This window comes from Cytobacillus sp. Bac17, from assembly GCF_024519925.1.
Lineage (GTDB): Bacteria > Bacillota > Bacilli > Bacillales > Cytobacillaceae > Cytobacillus > Cytobacillus pseudoceanisediminis.
The window spans coordinates 1-20,576 of the sequence record NZ_JALJRC010000040.1; the positions used below are offsets into that span (position 1 = coordinate 1).

A 20,576-nucleotide genomic window follows, 5' to 3' on the forward strand; every position below is an offset into this window, starting at 1 on the left:
AGCGTGGCGACATGTGGAGCTGACTGATACTAATCGATCGAGGACTTAACCAAGTTATATGGTTAATACTCGGCAAATGCTTCTTCATACATTATCTAGTTTTGAGGGAACGAAGTTTCTTCAACCAAATAGTCCGGTGGCGATAGCGAGAAGGTCACACCCGTTCCCATACCGAACACGGAAGTTAAGCTTCTCAGCGCCGATGGTAGTTGGGGGCTGTCCCCCTGTGAGAGTAGGACGCTGCCGGGCATATGAAAGAGCACCTGATGGGTGCTCTTTTTTTGTATGTGGATGATTTACTGGATCTAAATATCTTATTTTGACTCTCCTTTTTGAGTATATACATCGTCACTTTGGCTAATATATGCGCAACTTCTTTATTCCGCGTCTGTTTTAAAAGTCAAATCCGTTTTCAGCAAAGATGAATGTGCCAAATGTGAAATATACATAAAACATGCGAGATAAAATCGGATACTTGCTAGGTAAAATCAAAAACCTGTTACATAAATCCAATTCATGTCAGATAACACTGAGATTAATGACTCAGCGGCCCAACAAACCGGCAAAAAAATAAAAAGCCCCTATCAAAGGGCTTACATTTCAAGAAAATATCTCCGGCATGGTTATTTTCCGCAGTTTCTTTAAGTAATAATTATATTTTGGATTGCTTGTATCCGTGGTGACTAAATCTTTTTCACAATCTGTGCAGATAAAAGAAGTGTATAGATGTATTCCCCTGGTTTTTGCCTGCTCGCATATGACACATTCTTCCCCTGCATGTTTTTTTGCTAATAGCGAACCCAATCACTCCACCTCCATACACTTATTCTGCCCAGATCAATGTTATTGTATACAATTTTTCGAATATTCATTGGCGGGTTTTTTGAGGTTACTTGATTTATATTGTATGATGGAAATCTAATTTGGGTGTATGTCTATAATGGATTTCTTTCATAAATTTCCTTAATCCTTTATGGACTGGCGCAGATATCGACCTAATGTTTCTTTTATAGCACGCACATACTTGTTTTGTTAAAATAGGAGAAGAATCTTAGGAAAGTGATGTAGATATGAATCACGAACAGACTCCATTATGGGAACAGTTAAAAAAACATGCTTCACATCAGCCTGTATCTTTTCATGTGCCGGGACATAAGAACGGTCAACTTGCAGGCGGTGAGGGAGCAGAGTATTTTAAAGATATTTTAAAGCTCGATGCTACTGAGCTTAGCGGACTGGATGATTTGCATTCTCCTGAAGGAGTCATTTTGAAAGCGCAAAAGCTGCTTGCCGATTTGTATGGGGTTCCAAAAAGCTTTTTCCTTGTTAACGGATCCACCTCAGGGAATCTCGCCATGGTCATGTCAGCCGCAAAGGAAAATGAGACTGTACTTGTTCAGCGGAATTGCCATAAGTCCATTCTTAATGGCATTACTTTGGCTAGGGCTAAGCCTGTCTTCTTAGCGCCTGAGTTTAATGAAGAGTGGGGCGTTGCCGGGGGAGTAGCTTTAGAGACCGTTAAAGAGGCAATCAGACAAAATCCGGAAGCAAAAGCGCTAATCTTAACCTATCCCAATTATTACGGAATGGTGTTTAACCTTGAAAGCATTATTGAGTATGCTCATGATCATGGAGTTCCAGTATTGGTGGATGAAGCGCATGGAGCACATTTGATCGGGGGAGATAGTTTTCCCGCTTCGGCCGTTCAGCTTCAGGCAGACCTGGTTGTACAATCGGCACATAAGACTTTGCCTGCTATGACGATGGGGGCTTATCTGCATTTTAATAGCCGTTTTATAAAGGAAGAAAGAGTGTCCAAATATCTGGGGATTCTCCAATCAAGCAGTCCTTCCTATCCCATTATGGCATCTCTTGATTTGGCAAGGGCCTATTTAGCCTCATTCTCGGGAAAGGATGAGGAAGCGCTGCTTGAAAAGGCGGGGCACTTCCGAAAGAATCTAAGTAAAATAAAAGGAATTAAAGTACTGAACTTTGAACATAAAAACGGTGATCCTTTAAAAGTGACCATCCAGTCGGCAGCTGCCCTCAGCGGGTATGAACTGCAGGCTCTCCTGGAGAAGCATGGGATCTTTACGGAAATGGCAGATCCTTATAATGTCCTATTTGTATTGCCTCTTTTAAAAAAAGATATGGATTATCCATTTGAACGGGTTATTCAATGCTTGGAAGAGGAGCTGAAATCATTTGGCCCGGCAGGCCGACATGAAAAAATTCCTTTCAGTAAAAGGCCTGTCTCCGGCCTTGCCCTGGAGCAAAAGGAACAAGACCGATGCACCATTAAAACGGTGGCACTGGAAGAGGCGGTTGGTAAAATATGTGCACAGCAGGTGACTCCATATCCGCCAGGCATCCCGCTTTTATTCCCAGGTGAACTCATCGAAGGGGAAGACATAGCAAGCATAAGATTTCAAATTAAGGCCGGAGCACGGTTTCAAAATGGGGAAAATATAAAAAAAGGCAGCATTAACGTTTATCAGGATCTATATCAGCAGCTGGAGGAAGTAAAATGAAAAAAGGTAAGTTTATTACGGTCGAAGGACCTGAGGGTGCCGGAAAAACAACGATTATAGATATGCTGGCAAGCAATCTGGCAAAGGAAGGCTATCAGGTTCTTCAGACAAGAGAGCCTGGCGGAATTGAGATTGCCGAGCAGATCAGAAGTGTCATACTCGATAAAAATAATACAAAGATGGATCCGCGAACAGAGGCTCTGCTGTATGCGGCAGCCAGAAGGCAGCACCTGGCTGAAAAAGTAAAGCCAGCAATGGATAAGGGATATATCATATTATGTGATCGGTTTATTGATAGTTCTCTTGCTTATCAAGGCTATGCAAGGGGCCTTGGCATTGATGAAGTATACTCTATAAACAGCTTTGCCATCGAAGGCATGATGCCTGAACTGACGCTGTATTTTGATATTGAACCGGAGGCCGGGCTGGATCGAATCAACCAGCATAAAGGACGGGAAGTGAACCGCCTGGACCTGGAAAAGCTTGATTTCCATCACAAAGTGCGGGAAGGCTATTTGAAGCTAATGGAGCTTTACCCGGAGCGCATCTTTAAAATCAATGCTTCGGGAACATTGGAGGAAGTGTATCAGCAGGCGGAGAGCAAGCTGAAAGAAATAATATAAACATTTGCCTTAAAGATCATATTCTTTAAGGCTTTTTTATAAGCTTGCCAGTCAGTTTTTAAAATAATTTTTCCGGTATTCCCTTAATTTCTGCTTGAAGATAAAATAATTGATATAATAAAAGTAAGATAAAACGGATTAAAAACTTGTAAAGGGGATGGGCTTATGAAATTAATTCTGGCAGTCATTCAGGATCAGGACAGCAATAAGCTAATGAATGCGTTGGTTGACAATAATTTTCGTGCGACAAAATTGGCCAGCACGGGCGGATTTTTGAAATCAGGCAATACAACGTTCATGATTGGGACAGAGGATATCCGTGTGGAGAGAGCCCTGCAGATTATTAAGGAAAATTGCAGAGCAAGAGACCAGCTGGTAGCACCTGTATCGCCAATGGGCGGAAATGCTGATTCTTATGTGCCTTACCCTGTGGAAGTCGAAGTTGGCGGTGCGACGGTATTTGTCCTGCCAGTTGAACAATTCCACCATTTTTAATACATTCAAAGGGAGCTTAATGCCCTTTGCGGAGGATTAGGTATGAAAATTAATCAGGAACTTCGGCTCAAGATGGAAAATGTCCGCAATGAGCAGAAGCAGGCGGCGGGAAACGGCGTGAAATTTTCCGAAATGGTGCAAAAGCAGGACCAGAAAATGCAGGCTTCTCAGCTTCAGGGTCTGTTAAAGGATATAGATGCCGCTGGAGAAAGGCTTGCCCGCTCCAGAACCTTTAAGGATTTAGCCAAATTTAAAACGCTTGTAAAGCGGTTTGTAAAGGAAGCCGTTGACTTTGGGATGGAGCTGAAGCAATCGCACAGCTGGAATCAGCATGGACAGGGCCGTTCTCTGAAAGTGGTAGAAACGGTTGATGAAAAGCTGTCAGAGCTGACGGATGAACTAATGAAAAAAGAAGAATCATCTATCGATATACTGGGGAAAGTCGGCGAGATTAAGGGGCTTTTAATAAATATATATATGTAAGTGAGTGATCATTGTGGGAAAAACGTGGGAACAGCTGGAGGTCATACAGCCAGTTGTATTGAAAATGTTTAAAAATAGCATAGAGAAGGATCGGCTGGCCCACGCCTACTTATTTGAAGGGATGAAAGGAACGGGAAAGCGGGAAGCAAGCATGCTTTTAGCGAAAAGCCGATTCTGTCTTGAACCGCTTGATGGGTATGTTCCATGTGAAACATGTTCAAACTGTAAGAGGATCAACAGCGGCAATCACCCTGATGTTCATATCCTTGAGCCGGACGGGCTTTCTATCAAAAAAAGTCAGATTCAAAGCCTGCAGGAAGAGTTTTCAAAGACCGGGGTGGAATCTAAGCGCAAGCTTTATGTGATTGTACATGCTGATAGAATGACAGTTAACGCTGCCAACAGTTTGCTTAAATTCCTGGAGGAACCCCATGCAGAGACGACCGCTGTGCTTATTACCGAGCAGTCGCAGCAGATGCTTCCTACTATTCTATCCCGCTGCCAGACCATTTCTTTTAAACCATTATCTCCTGCAGAAATGATTCAGCAATTAAAAAATAATGGAGTGGATCCTGCCCAGGCACCATTACTTGCACAAATTACCAATAATTTGGATGAGGCTTTGCAATATAGTTCTGATGATTGGTTTGTACAAGCGCAAAAAATAGTGTTAAAATTATATGAAGTGGTAAAGAAGAATCCGCTAGAGGCGATGGTTGCCCTGCAGGAGGATTGGTTCTTGCACTTTAAAGAAAAAGAGCAGATTGATCGCGGCTTGGATCTATTACTTCTTATTTTTAAAGATTTACTATATATTCAGCTTGGGAAACAAGACCAGGTTGTCCATCTGAACGAAAGAAATCGTTTAGAGCAGTTTGCACTGCAATCTTCTACAAAACGTCTGACGGAACAGATGACGGCTGTTTTGGAGGCCAAAAGAAAATTACAGGCAAATATGAATCCGCAGCTGTTGATGGAACAGCTTGTGCTAAAATTGCAGGAGGGATCTTCCTTTGTATGATGTAGTAGGAGTGCGCTTTAAAAAAGCGGGCAAGATTTATTATTTTGATCCCGGAGATCTCTCAATACAAAAGGATGACTTTGTCATTGTCGAAACTGTCCGAGGCGTAGAATACGGAAAAGTGGTAATTGCCCCGAAGCAGGTCGATGAGCATGATGTTGTCCTTCCATTAAAAAAGGTTCTTCGTATTGCAGATCAAAAGGATCGCATGATTGTCGAGGAGAACAAGCAGGCCGCCAAAGAAGCATATGAGGTCTGCTGTGAAAAGGTCCATACACATCAGCTTGATATGAAGCTGGTCGATGTTGAATATACATTTGACCGAAATAAGGTCATTTTCTACTTTACAGCTGATGGCCGGGTTGACTTTCGCGAGCTTGTCAAAGACCTCGCAGCCATCTTCAGGACAAGGATAGAACTTCGCCAGATTGGTGTGAGGGATGAAGCAAAAATGCTGGGCGGAATTGGTCCATGTGGAAGAATGCTCTGCTGTTCCACCTTCCTTGGTGATTTTGATCCAGTATCCATCAAAATGGCAAAGGACCAGAATCTTTCGTTGAACCCAACGAAAATATCAGGTTTGTGCGGACGCTTAATGTGCTGCCTGAAGTATGAAAATGATGAGTACGAAGCAGCAAAAGAACAGCTTCCGGACCTTGGGGAATGGATTCAGACCCCTGATGGAGCTGGAAAAGTGGTAGGCTTGAATATATTGGAGCGTGTTCTTCAGGTTGATGTAAAAGAAGCGGAGCGCGTCCTCGAATATACATTGGATGAAATTTTAAAACAAGGTGCTGTATCAGTTCAGTCCACAGATTAAGAGGTGGAAGTCGTGGATAAAAAAGAAATCTTTGACTCAGTGAGTAATATGGAAACCCAAATTGGAGAGTTATATCAGCAGCTTGGTGAGTTAAAGCAGCATTTGGCAGAAATACTTGAAGAGAATAACTCTTTAAAGCTGGAAAATGAACATTTAAGACGTCATTTAGACATATCAGCGAAAAAGGAAAGTACATCGGCGAAAAAAGGCAAATCAGAGCAATCTGCCGATGCTGCTGATGATGATAAGGTGATTGATATTGGTGAAGGCTATGATAACCTTGCCCGCCTTTATCAGGAAGGCTTTCACATTTGCAATCTCCATTTCGGCAGCCCTCGAAAAGAGGGAGACTGTCTGTTTTGCTTGTCTTTCCTGAATAAGAAGTAAATTTTAGCCTTCCTGATGATAGGAAGGCTATTTTTCCATAGAGGCAAAGAATCAGAGTAGCATGGAGGATCAAGAATGGATTTTTTAAAAGAAGGGGAGCGGCTGGACTATTTGCTGGCTGAAGATTTGAGAATTATTCAAAGCCCGGCCGTTTTTTCTTTTTCACTGGATGCTGTCCTGCTGGCCAGGTTTGTATATGTACCGATTCAAAAAGGCAATCTCATTGATTTGTGCAGCGGAAATGGTGTGATTCCGCTTTTTTTAAGCACACGAACAAAGGGGGCCATTACAGGCGTCGAGATTCAGGAGCGTTTGCATGATATGGCAGTCAGAAGCATTGAATACAATAAGCTTCAAGGCCGGATTGAGATGATTCGCGGGGATATTAAAGAAATACATCAGGTTTTAGGATATGGGAAATTTGATGTTGTGACCTGCAACCCGCCCTATTTCCCTACTCCTTCCCGGGAAGAAATCAATGAGAATGAACATTTGGCGATAGCCCGCCATGAAATCCTCTGTACACTGGAGGATGCGATTAAAGCATCAAGCGGGCTTGCGAAACAGGGCGGCAAGGTAGCATTTGTACACAGGCCGGGAAGGTTCCTGGACATTGTCACGCTCATGCGCAAGTATAAGCTTGAGCCAAAAAGGGTGCAATTCGTCTACCCGAAGGCCGGAAAAGAAGCGAACACCCTGCTAGTTGAAGCAGTAAAAAACGGTAATCCGGATCTGAAAATCCTGCCTCCTTTATTTGTATATAATGAAGAAAATGAATATACACCTGAAATGAGAGAGATTTTATATGGAGAATAGCCATTATTTTTATGTTCTCCATTGCCGTGATGGCAGCTTATATGCAGGATACACTAATGATCTTGAAAAACGGGTGAAGGCCCATAATGAAGGAAAAGGGGCCAAGTATACGAGGGGCAGGGGGCCGGTGGAGCTGGTCTTCTCCCGTCCTTTTTTGGAAAAAGGCGAAGCGATGAGAGCAGAATATGAATTTAAGCAATGGTCCAGGAAAAAGAAGGATGAGTTTTTAATGAAAGAGACGGGTGGTACATATGTGGCAGCAAAAAAGCTTTGAACATGAAGAAAAAAAGGGAATTTTATACTTAGTCCCGACTCCGATCGGCAATCTGGAAGATATGAGCTTCCGAGCAGTAAGAATCCTGAAGGAAGCTGACTATATTGCAGCGGAGGACACACGCAATACGAAGAAGCTCTGCAATCATTTTGAAATCGCCACACCCATCATCAGCTATCATGAACATAATAAGGAGGCAAGCGGACAGAAGCTGCTTGAGAAAGTGGCTAATGGCGCAAAGATTGCCCTTGTCAGTGATGCAGGAATGCCTGCGATTTCAGATCCGGGCTTCGATCTTGTAGTGGCGGCGGCTGAAGAAAAGCTGACAGTGGTCCCCCTGCCTGGTGCGAATGCTGCCCTTACCGGACTGATTGCTTCCGGCATTGATACTCAGCCTTTTTATTTCTACGGATTCCTGAACAGGCAGAAGAAACTTAAGAAGCAGGAGCTGGAGAATCTCTCGAAGCTTTCGGCAACCATCATCTTATATGAAGCTCCCCACCGCCTGAAGGAAACTCTATCGCTAATGTCGGATATTATGGGCAACAGGAATATCGCGTTATGCCGCGAACTGACGAAGAGATATGAAGAATTTATCCGGGGAACTGTAGGGGAAGCAATGGAATGGGCTTCGAACGGCGAGGTAAGAGGAGAATTTGTGATTATTATTGAAGGAACTTCCGAGGCTGTTCAGGATGAAGAAACAGCCTGGTGGGAGAATCTCCCGGTTGAAGATCATGTTAGACATTATATAGAAGAAACTGGACTCTCGAGCAAAGAAGCCATTAAGCAAACGGCAAAAGACCGGGGATTAAATAAGCGGGATGTTTACCATGCTTATCATATTGAGGAATAAAAAAAAGCTTCTCACACGCGTGAGAAGCTTTTCTTCATTCTTATTTTGCTAATTCAAAAGTGTTTTGAATTTCTTTTAACAGCTGTTCTGCACCGTCACGGCTTAGAATTAATTTGCCGTTAGCTAAAGAGATATTTTCATCAGATACTTCCCCAGTAACTTGGCAAGTCATGTTTGGCTTGTACTTTTTAAGGATGATTCTTTCGTCATCTACGTAGATTTCCAAAGCGTCCTTTTCGGCAATTCCAAGTGTACGTCTTAATTCGATAGGGATAACTACACGGCCAAGCTCATCAACTTTACGAACAATACCTGTGGATTTCATAATAAAAGTCTCCTCTCAAATCTCCAATAATATTTTTCTCTATCTATGTTGTTTCGTCATTATTCGACAAAATCTTTATTACATTTATAATACCAGCCATTCCCATATACGTCAATTACTTTATTTTCAATTAAAATAGAAAATTTTGGGATGCCAATTGAAGCGTTGATATAACAACGTTTTTATAGAAATAAAGAAGGTTTAATATAGAAAGGGGAAAGAACTACTCAAAAAGCAGTAATATGACTCATTTCGACATTTCGACAAAATTCTACAATTATTATACTTTTGCTATAATAATATTCGAAAGTTAATTTCCTTTTTTAGGGATAGAAAATAAAAAAATTTATTTTAAGAAGAATCCTGCCATCCCTTCTGCCTATTGGTTGCACAATTTCAAGTTTTTAGGTATATTTTGATGGTATAAGAGGTTATGCTGACGAATATAACTTCTTGTAAAATATCGATATAGAAGGCCCAATAACGGCACGATTTTCTGATTAATACTCTCGTCCAAATTGGGCGGGATTTTTTAAAATTTAAGAAAGTATAACGTTAGACTTCGATAACTATCTAGCTCCGGCGCCTACCCCCTCTAGGTACAAGCCAATCCTCCCAGAAAGGCAAAGAACGCCTTTCCGTGAGGATCGTCTTGTGCTTGTCGGGGGTGGGCAAGGCGCTTGCGCTTTTAAAATGAGGGAGGGAATCTTGTGGAGGACAAATTAAAGACGTTTTATTTAACCACTCCAATTTATTATCCTAGCGGAAATTTACATATAGGACATGCCTATACAACTGTTGCCGGTGATGCGATGGCGCGTTACAAGCGCATGCGCGGCTTTGACGTTATGTACCTGACGGGAACGGATGAACATGGACAGAAGATTCAGGAGAAGGCAGAAGAAAAAGGAATAACACCGCAGCAGTACGTAGATGAAATTGTCGCCGGTATCCAGGAACTATGGAAGAAGCTTGATATTTCCTATGATGACTTTATCCGTACTACTCAAGACAGACATAAGCAGATTGTAGAAAAAATTTTCGCTCAGCTTGTGGAACAGGGCGATATTTATCTTGGTGAATATGAGGGATGGTATTGTACGCCATGTGAGTCTTATTACACAGAACGGCAGCTTGTGGATGGAAACTGCCCTGACTGCGGACGTCCAGTTCATAAAGTAAAAGAAGAATCCTATTTCTTTAAGGTAAGCAAGTACGCTGACAGGCTTCTGCAGTATTATGAAGAAAATCCATCTTTTATACAGCCTGAATCCCGCAAGAATGAGATGATCAATAACTTCATTAAACCTGGCCTCGAGGATTTGGCGGTATCCAGGACCACTTTTGACTGGGGAGTGAAAGTGCCGAACAATCCTAAGCATGTTGTTTATGTATGGATCGACGCACTATCAAATTACATCACAGCGCTTGGCTATGGAACCGATGATGATTCCAAGTATCTGAACTATTGGCCTGCTGATGTGCACCTGGTAGGGAAGGAAATTGTGCGCTTCCATACGATTTACTGGCCAATCATGCTGATGGCATTGGATCTGCCTCTTCCGAAAAAGGTGTTTGCTCATGGCTGGCTATTGATGAAGGACGGCAAAATGTCCAAATCAAAAGGAAATGTAGTGGATCCTGTTACCCTTATCGACCGGTATGGTCTGGATGCACTTCGCTATTACCTGCTTCGCGAAGTGCCATTCGGCGCAGACGGAGTGTTTACCCCAGAAGGTTTTGTGGAAAGAATCAACTTTGATCTTGCCAATGATTTAGGAAACCTTTTGAATCGGACGATTGCGATGGTTAATAAATATTTTGACGGTGTCATTCCGTCATATAAAGATTCAAACGGAGAGTTTGACCAGCAGCTGCTGCAAATGAACCGTGAGACGGTTTCCAAGTATGAGGAAGCAATGGAAAAAATGGAGTTCTCTGTTGCTCTTTCGGCAGTCTGGCAGCTTGTCAGCAGAACGAATAAATATATAGATGAAACGCAGCCCTGGGCTCTTGCCAAAGAGGAAGAGAAAAGGGAAGATCTTGCGAGTGTGATGGCCCATCTGGCGGAATCCCTGCGCAGAATCGCGGTGCTTCTGCAGCCATTCCTGACACGTACGCCAAAAGAAGTATTCTCACAGCTGAATGTAAACGAAGAAGCATTAACATCTTGGGAAAGCCTTGAAAAATTTGGTCTTATCCCTGAAGGCACAAAGGTATTAAAGGGAGAACCGATTTTCCCTCGCCTGGATATTAATGAAGAAGTCGAGTTCATTAAAACCAAAATGCAGGGATCTGCTCCTAAAGAGGAAGCAAAGCCGGAAGCAAAAGCAGAGGAAAAGCCGGATAGTGAGGAAATCACAATCGATGACTTTATGAAAGTCGATTTAAGAGTGGCTCAGGTCATTCAGGCTGAACCGGTGAAAAAAGCTGATAAGCTCTTAAAATTACAGCTTGATCTTGGCTATGAAAAGCGCCAAGTCGTTTCCGGGATTGCCAAATTCTATAAGCCGGAAGACCTAGTCGGCAGAAAAGTCATCTGCGTCACAAATTTGAAGCCTGTTAAACTTCGCGGTGAGCTTTCAGAAGGAATGATTTTAGCAGGAGGAAAAGACGGAGAACTTTCACTTGCCACAATCGCTGAATCTCTTCCATTGGGTGCAAGGGTAAAATAATATTATTGATTTCTTCTGTTAAACATAAAAACATAGAAGTGTTAAGCGTATACCGTGGGCATTTCTATGTTTTTTATTTTTGGGAAAAATTATACTTAGAAAGTAATTTCTAGTGAGTTTATTAAATTCGAACCATTCTGCTAACACATTATTTTTGTTACATTCCTGACATAATAGTAATAGAAAAATAATATGAAGAAAAAGGAGTTTTTTGATGTTTTTCGACACACATGCACACCTTAATGCCGAACAATATAACGAAGATTTACAAGAGGTGATTGACAGGGCCCTTGATGAAGGAATTTCCAACATCGTGGTTGTTGGGTTTGACCGTCCAACGATTGAGAAGGCGATGGAGCTGACTGAGAAATACGATTTCATCTACGCAAGTGTAGGATGGCATCCGGTTGATGCCATCGATATGACAGAGGATGATCTTCGGTGGATCGAAGAGCTTTCCAGCCATCCAAAAGTCGTTGCCCTGGGAGAAATGGGCCTGGATTATTATTGGGACAAGTCACCAAAGGATATTCAGCAGGAAGTCTTCCGCAAGCAGATCCGTCTGGCAAAAAAAGTTAATCTCCCCATCGTTATCCATAACCGTGATGCCACAGCAGATATAGTCGAAATCCTTAAGGAAGAAGGAGCGGGAGAAGTAGGCGGCATCATGCATTGCTTTAGCGGCAGCCCTGAAATTGCCAAAGAGTGTGTAGATATGAACTTTTTTATTTCACTTGGAGGCCCGGTGACATTCAAGAATGCAAAAAAGCCAAAAGAAGTAGCCGATGTGATTCCGCTTGAAAAGCTATTGATTGAAACAGACTGCCCTTACCTTACCCCTCATCCATTTAGAGGAAAACGGAATGAACCTAGCTATGTCAAACTAGTTGCAGAGCAGATAGCTGAAATAAAAGGACTATCGGTAGAGGAAGTTGCACAAGCAACCACAGAAAATGCAAAAAAATTATTCGGCATAAACTGATATCTCTTTTTGTCGAAACCTGTGGGAGCTTGTCCAAATTTTTTCTGATTCTAAAAAGTTCTACATGTCTCTGTCTTCTCATAGGATAACCATGTCGATAAGTCTCTCTTTCCTTTCTCCTGGTTTTTTTGCATAATAGGAAATACGTTTACGAGAGGGCTTGCCATTTACTAGAAAAAGTGCTGTTCTAGCACCCCTGCCGATCGAGCGGAGGGCGTTTGCTGCCAGTTGAGGAGCGTGACAGATAGAGAACCGGCAGTCTGAAGGTTTGAGGAAACTTCCGGAATCGCTCCCGGTTGCTGAGCGCCTGATCGGCAGAAAACGAGGGATTACCAAAAGAGACGTAAAAATCCCTAAATCAAAAAAAGAAGGATTTTTCCGATGAGTGTGGAAAAGTATAAATCCAAGGCAAGCATCATCGAAAACGGGGCATTTGCAAGAAGGCATGCATAGAGAGGAGCTGTCTTTCATACATAGAGATAGAGTGCAGTTCTATGAATTCAGGCAATCATAGCCCGATGCCTGCATTCACCAGCCTTTCGGAAGCTGGAAAATTGAAAGAGTTGACAGTCGGCAAGATACTCTATATAATCACTCCGAGAGAAAAGGAGGCGTTTTTCATCGTGATTCAAAACATGAAAAACCTGTTATCCAAGTCTTTGAGTAAAAAGAAATTGGCCATTTTTTCTGCTAGTTTAGTAGTCTTTGCTGCTGCCTGCGGTTTCATTGCATATGAAACGACAAAGAAAACAGTAGCACTGACGATAGATGGCCAAGAGAAAGTCATCAAAACGCATGCATCAACGATTCAAGATATATTCGATGATCTAGATATTTCACTTCGCTCAGAAGATTATGTGTTTCCCTCGGTAAACACAGAGGTTAAGGACAATACAGAAATTGTCTATGAACCGGCTAAACAGGTGAACGTTGTAACAGATAACGAGAAGAAAACGATTTGGACGGCTGCAAAGACGGTCGGGGACGTTTTAAAAGAACAGAATATTACTCTGACTGAACATGATAAGGTTCAGCCAAAGCCAGAGGATAAAATTAAAAGCAACCTTGAAATTCAAGTAGAGAAAGCATTCGCTTTAACGCTTAATCATGGCGGCAAAGAGAAGCAGGTTTGGTCAACTTCGACTACGGTCGCTGACTTTTTATCACAGCAGGGAATCAAGATCAATGATTTAGACCGTGTTGAACCAAAGTTGGAAGAGACAGTCAAAGCCAATGACATCATAAAAGTCATTCGAGTTGAAAAAGTCACCGATGTAGTGGAAGAACCAATTAATTTCGCAGTTGTGACAAAGAAAGATAATAGCTTGGCTAAAGGCACTGAAAAGGTGATGAATGCTGGAAAAGAAGGCCTTAAGGCGAAAGAATTTGAAGTCGTCTTGGAGAATGGCAAGGAAGTTTCCAGAAAGCTGATCAGTGAAAAGCAAGTGAAAGAAAAGCAGGATAAAGTCGTTGCTGTCGGAACAAAGGTGGCTGCAGCAACACAGGTCGTTTCCCGCGGAACAAGCAGCAAGGCAAGCGGAAAAGAAATATATGTATCGTCAACAGCCTATACGGCCAATTGCAGCGGATGCTCAGGCAAAACTGCTACTGGCTTGGATCTGCGTGCCAATCCGGGTGCAAAGGTCATAGCGGTTGATCCAAGTGTCATTCCCCTTGGAACAAAGGTCTATGTTGAAGGTTATGGCTATGCTGTTGCAGCAGATACAGGCGGCGCCATCCGTGGAAACAAAATCGATGTATTCTTCTCCTCTAAATCAGAAGCTTACAAGTGGGGAAGAAAAACCGTAAAGATTAAAATACTGAACTAATTTTTGTGATGCAGGGGCTTCCCCTGCATTTTTTATTTCAATGCAGAGAAGGTTAATAATTAACATTTTTCATTTCTCAGCTGCATCATATATAATAAGAACTATTCTTTATTACTATATTCTTCTTACATCTATTTAGACGAATTACATTACAGAAATGTTTCAAGTTTTTTTCAATTTTTTTATATTTAATTTTTCCTGGAGGAAGTATGAAAATCAAAGAAATTATTGTTGTAGAAGGCAAGGATGATACAGCGGCGATCAAAAGAGCCCTGGATGCCGATACAATTGAAACCAATGGATCTGCCATTAATCAGGAAACCATTGAAAAAATAAAGCTTGCCCAGAAGACCAGAGGGGTAATCGTATTCACAGATCCGGACTTTCCCGGTCAAAAAATCCGGAATACGATCACCAATGATGTACCCGGATGCAAGCATGCCTTTATAGAAAAAGCGGATGCTCTTCATAAGCACGGCAGAGGAGTAGGCGTTGAGCATGCATCGCCTGAAATGATCCGTCAGGCATTACAGGACGCACAGGTTATGCAGGAAACCTATGAAGAAACCATTACCCAAGAAGATCTGGTAACCGCAGGCCTGATTGGCGGAGAGGGCGCCAAGGAAAGAAGAGAAAAGCTTGGCAGACTTCTCAAAATCGGCTACACAAACGGCAAGCAGCTTCATAAGCGCTTAATGATGTTTCAAATCAGCCAGAGAGACTTTGCTGAGGCAATCGAAGCTATTCGCGAGGAGGAACAAAATGCATAAAGATATTGCAACACCAGCCAGAACACGGGCGATTTTGGATAAGTACGGATTTTCTTTTAAGAAAAGCCTGGGACAGAACTTTTTGATCGATACGAATATTCTCCGGAGAATTGTCGATCATGCGGATTTATCGGAAGAATCGGGCGCCATTGAAATAGGCCCTGGAATTGGGGCATTGACTGAACAGCTGGCCCGGAGAAGCAAAAAGGTACTTGCTTTTGAAATTGACCAGCGGCTGCTTCCAATTTTAGAGGAAACTCTATCGCCATATCCCCATGTATCCATCATCAATGAAGATGTATTGAAGGCAGATGTTAAGACAGCAATTGAACAGGAGTTTGAAGGCATTAACGATATTATGGTTGTCGCCAACCTTCCGTATTATGTTACAACGCCGATTATCATGAAATTGCTCGAGGACAAGCTTCCGATCAGAGGAATCGTCTGTATGCTTCAGAAAGAGGTAGCAGACAGAATTTCAGCCCGTCCGGGAACGAAAGAGTACGGCTCACTCTCCATTGCTGTTCAGTACTATACAGAGGCTGAAACGGCCATGATCGTGCCGAAGACGGTCTTTGTTCCGCAGCCGAATGTGGATTCAGCCGTCATCAAACTGACAAAGCGCAAAGAGCCTGCAGTGGCGGTTAAAAGTGAATCCTTCTTTTTTAAGGTGACAAAAGCAAGCTTTGCACAAAGGCGCAAGACTCTGCTGAATAATTTAACAAGCCAGCTTCCTGGAGGAAAACAAAAGAAGGAACATATTCTCTCCGCTCTCGAACAAGCCAATGTCGAGCCGGGCAGAAGAGGGGAAACTCTATCCATTGAAGAATTTGCCCGCTTGAGTGATGCCCTGCTGCCGCATTTTTCATAAAAATGAAGCCCTGCTGAAAACAGCGGGCTTTTTTTTTGCCTCAAATTTTGAACGCCAATAACTGGATAGCACTACAAGGAATGCCTCGTCAGCTTCATCATCATACGAATAAAAGCATAGCTTTTAGGACGAGCACCTGCCCCCCTCGAGGAGTCGGGGGCGGGCAAGGCTTTTTCGCTTTTCTAATTCTACGCACATGTTTATAGACGAATGCATAATTTATGACATAAATAATAAATCACAAACAAGAGACCAGAAGAAGCCCGCGTTTATCCTCGGGCAATTGGAGTGACGACATTGACTATAAATACGATGGATATCGTCGGAAGAATTTCGTATCACTGTGATATTTTATTCCGCGTGATTGATATTAAAGAACAGGGCGGCCAAAAAATGGCCATATTATTCGGAGAAGATATCCGTCTCGTTGCGGATGCTCCCTGTGAGGATTTAATCGTCATTAACCAGGCGCAGCGGATGAAGCTTGAGCAGGAGTATAGGTCGCTTGAGGAACAGTCTTTCCAGCTGATCCGGCAGGACCTGGCTCTTTTAAGAGAGAAGCAGGAGTATGAGGTGACTGACGGCTACAGCAAGACACTTAATTATTTTCAGATACCAGGCAGGGTGCTTCATCTGGATGGTGATCCATCTTATTTAAAGAAATGCTTAAGTGTCTATGAAAAAATAGGAATACCCGTAACTGGAATTCATTGCAGTGAAAAGGAAATGCCGATGAAAATCGGACAGCTCATCGACCATTACAGGCCTGATATCCTGGTTGTAACAGGTCATGATGCCTATTCAAAGTCAAAGGGAAAGAAATCCGATATCAATGCTTATAGGCACTCCAGGGAATTTGTACAGGCGGTGAGGGAAGCGCGGAAAAAAATACCCCACCTTGATCAGCTTGTCATTTTTGCCGGAGCATGCCAGTCCCATTTCGAATCGCTGATCCATGCTGGCGCAAACTTTGCCAGTTCTCCTTCCAGGGTGAATATCCATGCCCTTGACCCCGTATACATTGTTGCGAAAGTCAGCCTTACTCCATTTATGGAAAGAATCAATTTATGGGATATCTTAAGAAATACATTAACAGGTGAAAAGGGACTTGGAGGAATTGAAACCCGGGGAGTCCTGAGAACAGGAATGCCTTACAATGACGATGATCTAAACGAATCCTAATCAGCAGGCCGTTTGTGTATTATAGCGGCTTGTTTTTTTATGTTTTCCCGCAAAAAATTAGAATTTGTTAAGCATTTTTCGAGGAATTTCGCGCATGTGAAATTTGACTATTTCCCAGGTAATGAAATGCAGTCTCATAAGGCTTTCCAAAACTATACATAATCTTTGCCATTTAAGGTAATCCTAAAATTGTTGAAAATTAGAAGAAAAAGTAGAACAAAACATATTGACATTTATTTTTAAACACTGTTATAATTTATATTTTTGTTTGACAGTAATGTGTCAGTGTGATATACTTAACATAGTGAGGTGGACCGAATGGCAAAAACATTATCAGATATTAAAAAAGCTCTTGATTCAAATCTTGGGAAAAGGCTCCTGCTAAAAGCAAATGGCGGGCGCAGAAAGACCATTGAACGCTCAGGGGTTCTGGCAGAAACGTATCCTTCAGTATTTGTGATTGAGTTAGATCAGGATGAAAATGCATTTGAACGGGTATCTTACAGCTATGCAGATGTTTTAACAGAAACGGTTCAAATTACATTCTATGAAGACACATCAGGACAGGTTGCTTTAAGCTAATATATATGACAGCGGGCGGTGAACAAATTGTTTACTGCTTTTTGTTTGCCTATTTTTAAAGCTGTCAGCAGCCTGCCCCCTTGAGGTGTCGCCGGGGGTGAGCGCCATGGAAGGGCTTCAAAGGGCTTCTTTGGATCCTCTCCTCAGGAACAAGCGGTTATTGGCTTGTTCCTGAGGCACTTGCGCTTTTCTTAATGAATAAAAGGTCTTTTTCACATACTATACATACCGCAGTGTGAAAGGGGATGTTAATGTTGGGCAGAAGACGGGGCGTTATGTCAGATGGTTTAAAAGAAGAAATTGCGAAAGAGCTTGGCTTTTATGATGTAGTCCAAAAGGAAGGCTGGGGCGGCATCCGTGCCAAAGATGCCGGCAATATGGTTAAGCGGGCTATCGAAATCGCACAGCAGAACCTTCTTAACAAATAGCATTCGCACAGATTATGTTTAAGCATTAATATGCACTGCGTCAGCCGAAGCCTATGCTTCGGCTTTTCCTTTTATCGAATAGGGTTAACCCTTATATTCCAAGCCACCTGAGCTTTTATGTTTAATTTGTGGTAAAATAGGACAAAAAATGGAGACGCTCTAGAAGAAAAGCACAATACTGCCGCTTATTGCCGTTTAAAATAAAGTCAATACTGAATGTGGTATGGCTTTCCCTGCAGGCCAAAGTGCTTCGCTTGTGGAGCTGGACAGGAGTCCGATTTATAGGAAAGAAGTAGGTGGAAATGTTGAAGGTCATGGTTAAGGCGCCTGCTAAGATCAATTTGTCATTAGATGTTTTACATAAACGGGAAGATGGCTATCATGAAGTGGAAATGATAATGACAACGATTGATTTGGCAGATCGCCTGGAATTAACACTTTTAGATAAAGATGAGATAAAAATTGTCTCTCATAACCGTTTTGTTCCGGATGATCAGCGGAATTTGGCTTATCAGGCTGCACACCTTCTTAAGGAACGGTTTCAAGTGAAAAAAGGTGTGTCCATTACAATAGAAAAAGCAATTCCGGTTGCTGCAGGACTTGCTGGGGGCAGCAGTGATGCAGCGGCAGCTCTAAGAGGCCTTAACAAGCTGTGGGATTTGGGGCTTTCATTGGATGAGCTTGCTGAAATCGGGACGGAAATCGGTTCTGATGTTTCTTTTTGTGTATACGGAGGAACTGCTTTAGCTACTGGAAGAGGGGAAAAGATTCAGCAGCTTCCTGCTCCTCCTACATGCTGGGTCATACTGGCTAAGCCGTTCATCGGCGTATCGACTGCTGATGTTTATAGAAGACTGGACGTAGAGCAGGTACAGCATCCGAATACTGCAGGAATGATCGAAGCGATAAATGCGGGCAGCTATGATGATGTCTGCCGGAACATGGGAAATGTTCTGGAGGATGTAACACTAAATATGCATCCCGAGGTGCTGCAGATAAAAGACCAGATGAAACGATTTGGTGCGGATGCCGTTTTGATGAGCGGCAGCGGACCGACCGTTTTTGGACTTGTGCATCATGATTCAAGAATGCATCGGATTTATAATGGCCTTAGAGGGTTTTGCGATCAGGTTTTTGCGGTCAGAATGCTCGGAGAAAGACATAAGCTTGATTAAATCCGTATATTAATGGTATATTATCGTTAAAATATTCGGATTTAAATGGGGGTTCCACAATGAAATTTCGCAGAAGTGAACGGTTGATAGATATGACCAATTATTTATTGAACCATCCGCGTCAGCTGGTATCCTTAACTTTCTTTTCAGAAAGGTATGGTTCTGCCAAGTCTTCGATAAGTGAAGATCTCACAATCATTAAAGAAACATTTGAACAAAGAGGAATAGGCACTCTGCAAACTGTTTCCGGAGCAGCAGGCGGCGTAAAGTTTCATGTTAAAGTAACAGATGATGAAGCCCGGCCATTTGTAGATGAGCTCTGCAGCTTAATTGCCAGTCCGGAAAGGCTTCTTCCCGGCGGCTATCTTTATATGACTGACATTCTTGGAGATCCTTTAATTGTACAGCGAGCAGGAAGGCTTTTTGCATCAGCCTTCGCGGATAAGCCCGTTGATGTGGTCATGACGGTAGCTACAAAAGGGATTCCGCTTGCTTATGCTGCCGCTAACTATCTCAATGTGCCGGTAGTCATCGTCAGACGGGACAGCAAGGTGACAGAAGGATCCACGGTAAGCATTAACTATGTATCAGGTTCTGCGAAAAGGATTCAGACTATGGTTCTTTCAAAAAGAAGCCTGGCAGAAGGATCCAACGTCTTAATCATTGACGATTTTATGAAAGCTGGCGGAACGGTTAATGGCATGGTCAGCATGCTGGAAGAATTCAAGGCAAACCTCGCTGGGATTGCTGTCCTGGTCGAGGCGGAAAAAGCAGAAGAACGGCTTGTTGATGAGTACCTTTCTCTAGTGCGTCTATCCGATGTTGATGTGAGGGAAAAGAAAATCAATGTAAGTGAAGGCAACTATTTTAAAAAATAATCATATTTTTTAGGGGGAGAATTCATGAAAGTCATTCAAACGAATCAGGCTCCGGCAGCAATTGGGCCATATTCTCAGGGGATTACTGTAAATAACCTATTCTATAGCTCAGGGCAAATTCCGCTTACGGCAGAAGGTGTTATGGTAGATGGGGATGTAAAGGAACAGACGCATCAGGTTTTTAAAAACCTTCAGGCAGTGCTTGAAGAAGCGGGTGCGTCATTAAATACCGTGGTAAAGGCAACGGTGTTTATCAAGGACATGAACGAGTTTGCAGCCATCAATGAAGTATATGGGGAATATTTCAGCACACACAAGCCTGCGCGCTCCTGTGTTGAAGTGGCACGCTTGCCAAAGGATGCATTGGTTGAAATTGAAGTAGTGGCCCTCGTCAAATAAATAACCGCATTTATTTCGCTCGTTCAAGTGAACGGGCGTTTTTTATTACAGAAAAGTGCTTTAACAGACAATGCCTTACTTTGAACAAAATATTCAAAAAATATTTTTTATCTAAGAAGGAGATTCAGTAAATATGTTGAATTTATACAATTAGGATTATATCTTCTCGAAAAG

The 20,576-nt window shown here is 42.5% G+C and carries 23 protein-coding genes and 1 rRNA gene; 22 read left to right on the forward strand and 2 right to left on the reverse strand.

Annotated elements, in window-relative coordinates; all coding sequences use genetic code 11:
* Window positions 1-132: 132 nt before the first annotated feature.
* Window positions 133-249: ribosomal RNA gene (gene rrf, locus NR125_RS25965) — 5S ribosomal RNA — on the forward strand.
* Between the two features lie 351 nt (window positions 250-600).
* Here rrf and NR125_RS25970 read toward each other — a convergent pair.
* Window positions 601-804 carry a sigma factor G inhibitor Gin gene (locus NR125_RS25970; protein ID WP_009336685.1) on the reverse strand — a complete coding sequence of 68 codons (204 nt, stop codon included), beginning with the start codon at window positions 802-804 and terminating at the stop codon, window positions 601-603.
* Window positions 805-1,070: 266 nt separating this feature from the next.
* Here NR125_RS25970 and NR125_RS25975 point away from each other — a divergent pair, with 266 nt between their 5' ends.
* The 10 genes from NR125_RS25975 (at window position 1,071) to rsmI (ending at window position 8,306) form a co-directional block, all read left to right on the forward strand.
* The gene (locus NR125_RS25975; RefSeq protein WP_256816435.1) at window positions 1,071-2,531 is read left to right on the forward strand and encodes an aminotransferase class I/II-fold pyridoxal phosphate-dependent enzyme; all 1,461 of its coding nucleotides are present in this window, start codon (window positions 1,071-1,073) and stop codon (window positions 2,529-2,531) included.
* A complete protein-coding gene (gene tmk, locus NR125_RS25980) occupies window positions 2,528-3,154 on the forward strand; it encodes a dTMP kinase (RefSeq protein ID WP_019382035.1) in 627 nt (208 codons plus the stop codon). The genes NR125_RS25975 and tmk overlap by 4 nt, the downstream gene beginning before the upstream one ends.
* A gap of 165 nt (window positions 3,155-3,319) precedes the next feature.
* Window positions 3,320-3,649: a cyclic-di-AMP receptor gene (locus NR125_RS25985; protein WP_009336682.1), complete on the forward strand. Its 330-nt coding sequence runs from the start codon at window positions 3,320-3,322 to the stop codon at window positions 3,647-3,649.
* A 42-nt stretch (window positions 3,650-3,691) separates the two neighbouring features.
* Window positions 3,692-4,132: a YaaR family protein gene (locus tag NR125_RS25990; protein ID WP_009336681.1), complete on the forward strand. Its 441-nt coding sequence runs from the start codon at window positions 3,692-3,694 to the stop codon at window positions 4,130-4,132.
* A 13-nt stretch (window positions 4,133-4,145) separates the two neighbouring features.
* Window positions 4,146-5,153, forward strand: a complete 1,008-nt coding sequence (gene holB / locus NR125_RS25995) for a DNA polymerase III subunit delta' (RefSeq protein WP_009336680.1) — start codon at window positions 4,146-4,148, stop codon at window positions 5,151-5,153.
* Window positions 5,146-5,973 carry a PSP1 domain-containing protein gene (locus NR125_RS26000; RefSeq protein WP_009336679.1) on the forward strand — a complete coding sequence of 276 codons (828 nt, stop codon included), beginning with the start codon at window positions 5,146-5,148 and terminating at the stop codon, window positions 5,971-5,973. Before holB ends, NR125_RS26000 begins: the two co-directional genes overlap by 8 nt.
* Before the next feature lie 12 nt (window positions 5,974-5,985).
* Window positions 5,986-6,360 (forward strand): DNA replication initiation control protein YabA, encoded by a 375-nt coding sequence (gene yabA, locus NR125_RS26005; protein ID WP_009336678.1) that lies wholly within the window; start codon window positions 5,986-5,988, stop codon window positions 6,358-6,360.
* A 75-nt stretch (window positions 6,361-6,435) separates the two neighbouring features.
* The gene (locus NR125_RS26010; RefSeq protein ID WP_071157167.1) at window positions 6,436-7,176 is read left to right on the forward strand and encodes a tRNA1(Val) (adenine(37)-N6)-methyltransferase; all 741 of its coding nucleotides are present in this window, start codon (window positions 6,436-6,438) and stop codon (window positions 7,174-7,176) included.
* Window positions 7,166-7,450 carry a GIY-YIG nuclease family protein gene (locus tag NR125_RS26015; RefSeq protein ID WP_009336676.1) on the forward strand — a complete coding sequence of 95 codons (285 nt, stop codon included), beginning with the start codon at window positions 7,166-7,168 and terminating at the stop codon, window positions 7,448-7,450. Before NR125_RS26010 ends, NR125_RS26015 begins: the two co-directional genes overlap by 11 nt.
* Entirely contained in the window at window positions 7,428-8,306 is an 879-nt protein-coding gene (gene rsmI / locus NR125_RS26020; protein WP_071157164.1) for a 16S rRNA (cytidine(1402)-2'-O)-methyltransferase, read from the forward strand. The genes NR125_RS26015 and rsmI overlap by 23 nt, the downstream gene beginning before the upstream one ends.
* A gap of 40 nt (window positions 8,307-8,346) precedes the next feature.
* On the opposite strand, the gene NR125_RS26025 is transcribed toward rsmI, so the two are convergent.
* Window positions 8,347-8,631 (reverse strand): transition state genes transcriptional regulator AbrB, encoded by a 285-nt coding sequence (locus NR125_RS26025; protein ID WP_009336674.1) that lies wholly within the window; start codon window positions 8,629-8,631, stop codon window positions 8,347-8,349.
* A 710-nt stretch (window positions 8,632-9,341) separates the two neighbouring features.
* Here NR125_RS26025 and metG point away from each other — a divergent pair.
* The 11 genes from metG (at window position 9,342) to ridA (ending at window position 20,402) form a co-directional block, all read left to right on the forward strand.
* The gene (gene metG / locus NR125_RS26030) at window positions 9,342-11,306 is read left to right on the forward strand and encodes a methionine--tRNA ligase (RefSeq protein ID WP_019382037.1); all 1,965 of its coding nucleotides are present in this window, start codon (window positions 9,342-9,344) and stop codon (window positions 11,304-11,306) included.
* A 214-nt stretch (window positions 11,307-11,520) separates the two neighbouring features.
* Complete coding sequence (locus tag NR125_RS26035) at window positions 11,521-12,288, forward strand: TatD family hydrolase (RefSeq protein WP_071157162.1); 768 nt, start codon at window positions 11,521-11,523, stop codon at window positions 12,286-12,288.
* A 635-nt stretch (window positions 12,289-12,923) separates the two neighbouring features.
* The gene (locus NR125_RS26040; protein ID WP_026041721.1) at window positions 12,924-14,117 is read left to right on the forward strand and encodes a G5 and 3D domain-containing protein; all 1,194 of its coding nucleotides are present in this window, start codon (window positions 12,924-12,926) and stop codon (window positions 14,115-14,117) included.
* Window positions 14,118-14,326: 209 nt separating this feature from the next.
* On the forward strand, window positions 14,327-14,887 hold the full coding sequence (gene rnmV / locus NR125_RS26045) for a ribonuclease M5 (protein WP_019382040.1): 561 nt from the start codon (window positions 14,327-14,329) through the stop codon (window positions 14,885-14,887).
* Window positions 14,880-15,758 (forward strand): 16S rRNA (adenine(1518)-N(6)/adenine(1519)-N(6))-dimethyltransferase RsmA, encoded by an 879-nt coding sequence (gene rsmA, locus NR125_RS26050; protein ID WP_009336669.1) that lies wholly within the window; start codon window positions 14,880-14,882, stop codon window positions 15,756-15,758. Before rnmV ends, rsmA begins: the two co-directional genes overlap by 8 nt.
* 297 nt (window positions 15,759-16,055) lie before the next feature.
* Complete coding sequence (gene yabG, locus NR125_RS26055; protein WP_019382042.1) at window positions 16,056-16,940, forward strand: sporulation peptidase YabG; 885 nt, start codon at window positions 16,056-16,058, stop codon at window positions 16,938-16,940.
* 318 nt (window positions 16,941-17,258) lie between these two features.
* Window positions 17,259-17,522 (forward strand): biofilm formation stimulator Veg, encoded by a 264-nt coding sequence (gene veg, locus NR125_RS26060; protein WP_009336667.1) that lies wholly within the window; start codon window positions 17,259-17,261, stop codon window positions 17,520-17,522.
* 254 nt (window positions 17,523-17,776) lie between these two features.
* Entirely contained in the window at window positions 17,777-17,950 is a 174-nt protein-coding gene (locus NR125_RS26065) for a small, acid-soluble spore protein, alpha/beta type (RefSeq protein WP_026041722.1), read from the forward strand.
* Between the two features lie 305 nt (window positions 17,951-18,255).
* Window positions 18,256-19,125 carry a 4-(cytidine 5'-diphospho)-2-C-methyl-D-erythritol kinase gene (gene ispE / locus NR125_RS26070; RefSeq protein ID WP_019382044.1) on the forward strand — a complete coding sequence of 290 codons (870 nt, stop codon included), beginning with the start codon at window positions 18,256-18,258 and terminating at the stop codon, window positions 19,123-19,125.
* A 59-nt stretch (window positions 19,126-19,184) separates the two neighbouring features.
* Window positions 19,185-20,003, forward strand: coding sequence for a pur operon repressor (gene purR / locus NR125_RS26075; protein ID WP_009336664.1), 819 nt, complete (start codon window positions 19,185-19,187; stop codon window positions 20,001-20,003).
* Between the two features lie 24 nt (window positions 20,004-20,027).
* Entirely contained in the window at window positions 20,028-20,402 is a 375-nt protein-coding gene (gene ridA / locus NR125_RS26080; RefSeq protein ID WP_009336663.1) for a 2-iminobutanoate/2-iminopropanoate deaminase, read from the forward strand.
* Window positions 20,403-20,576: the final 174 nt, after the last annotated feature.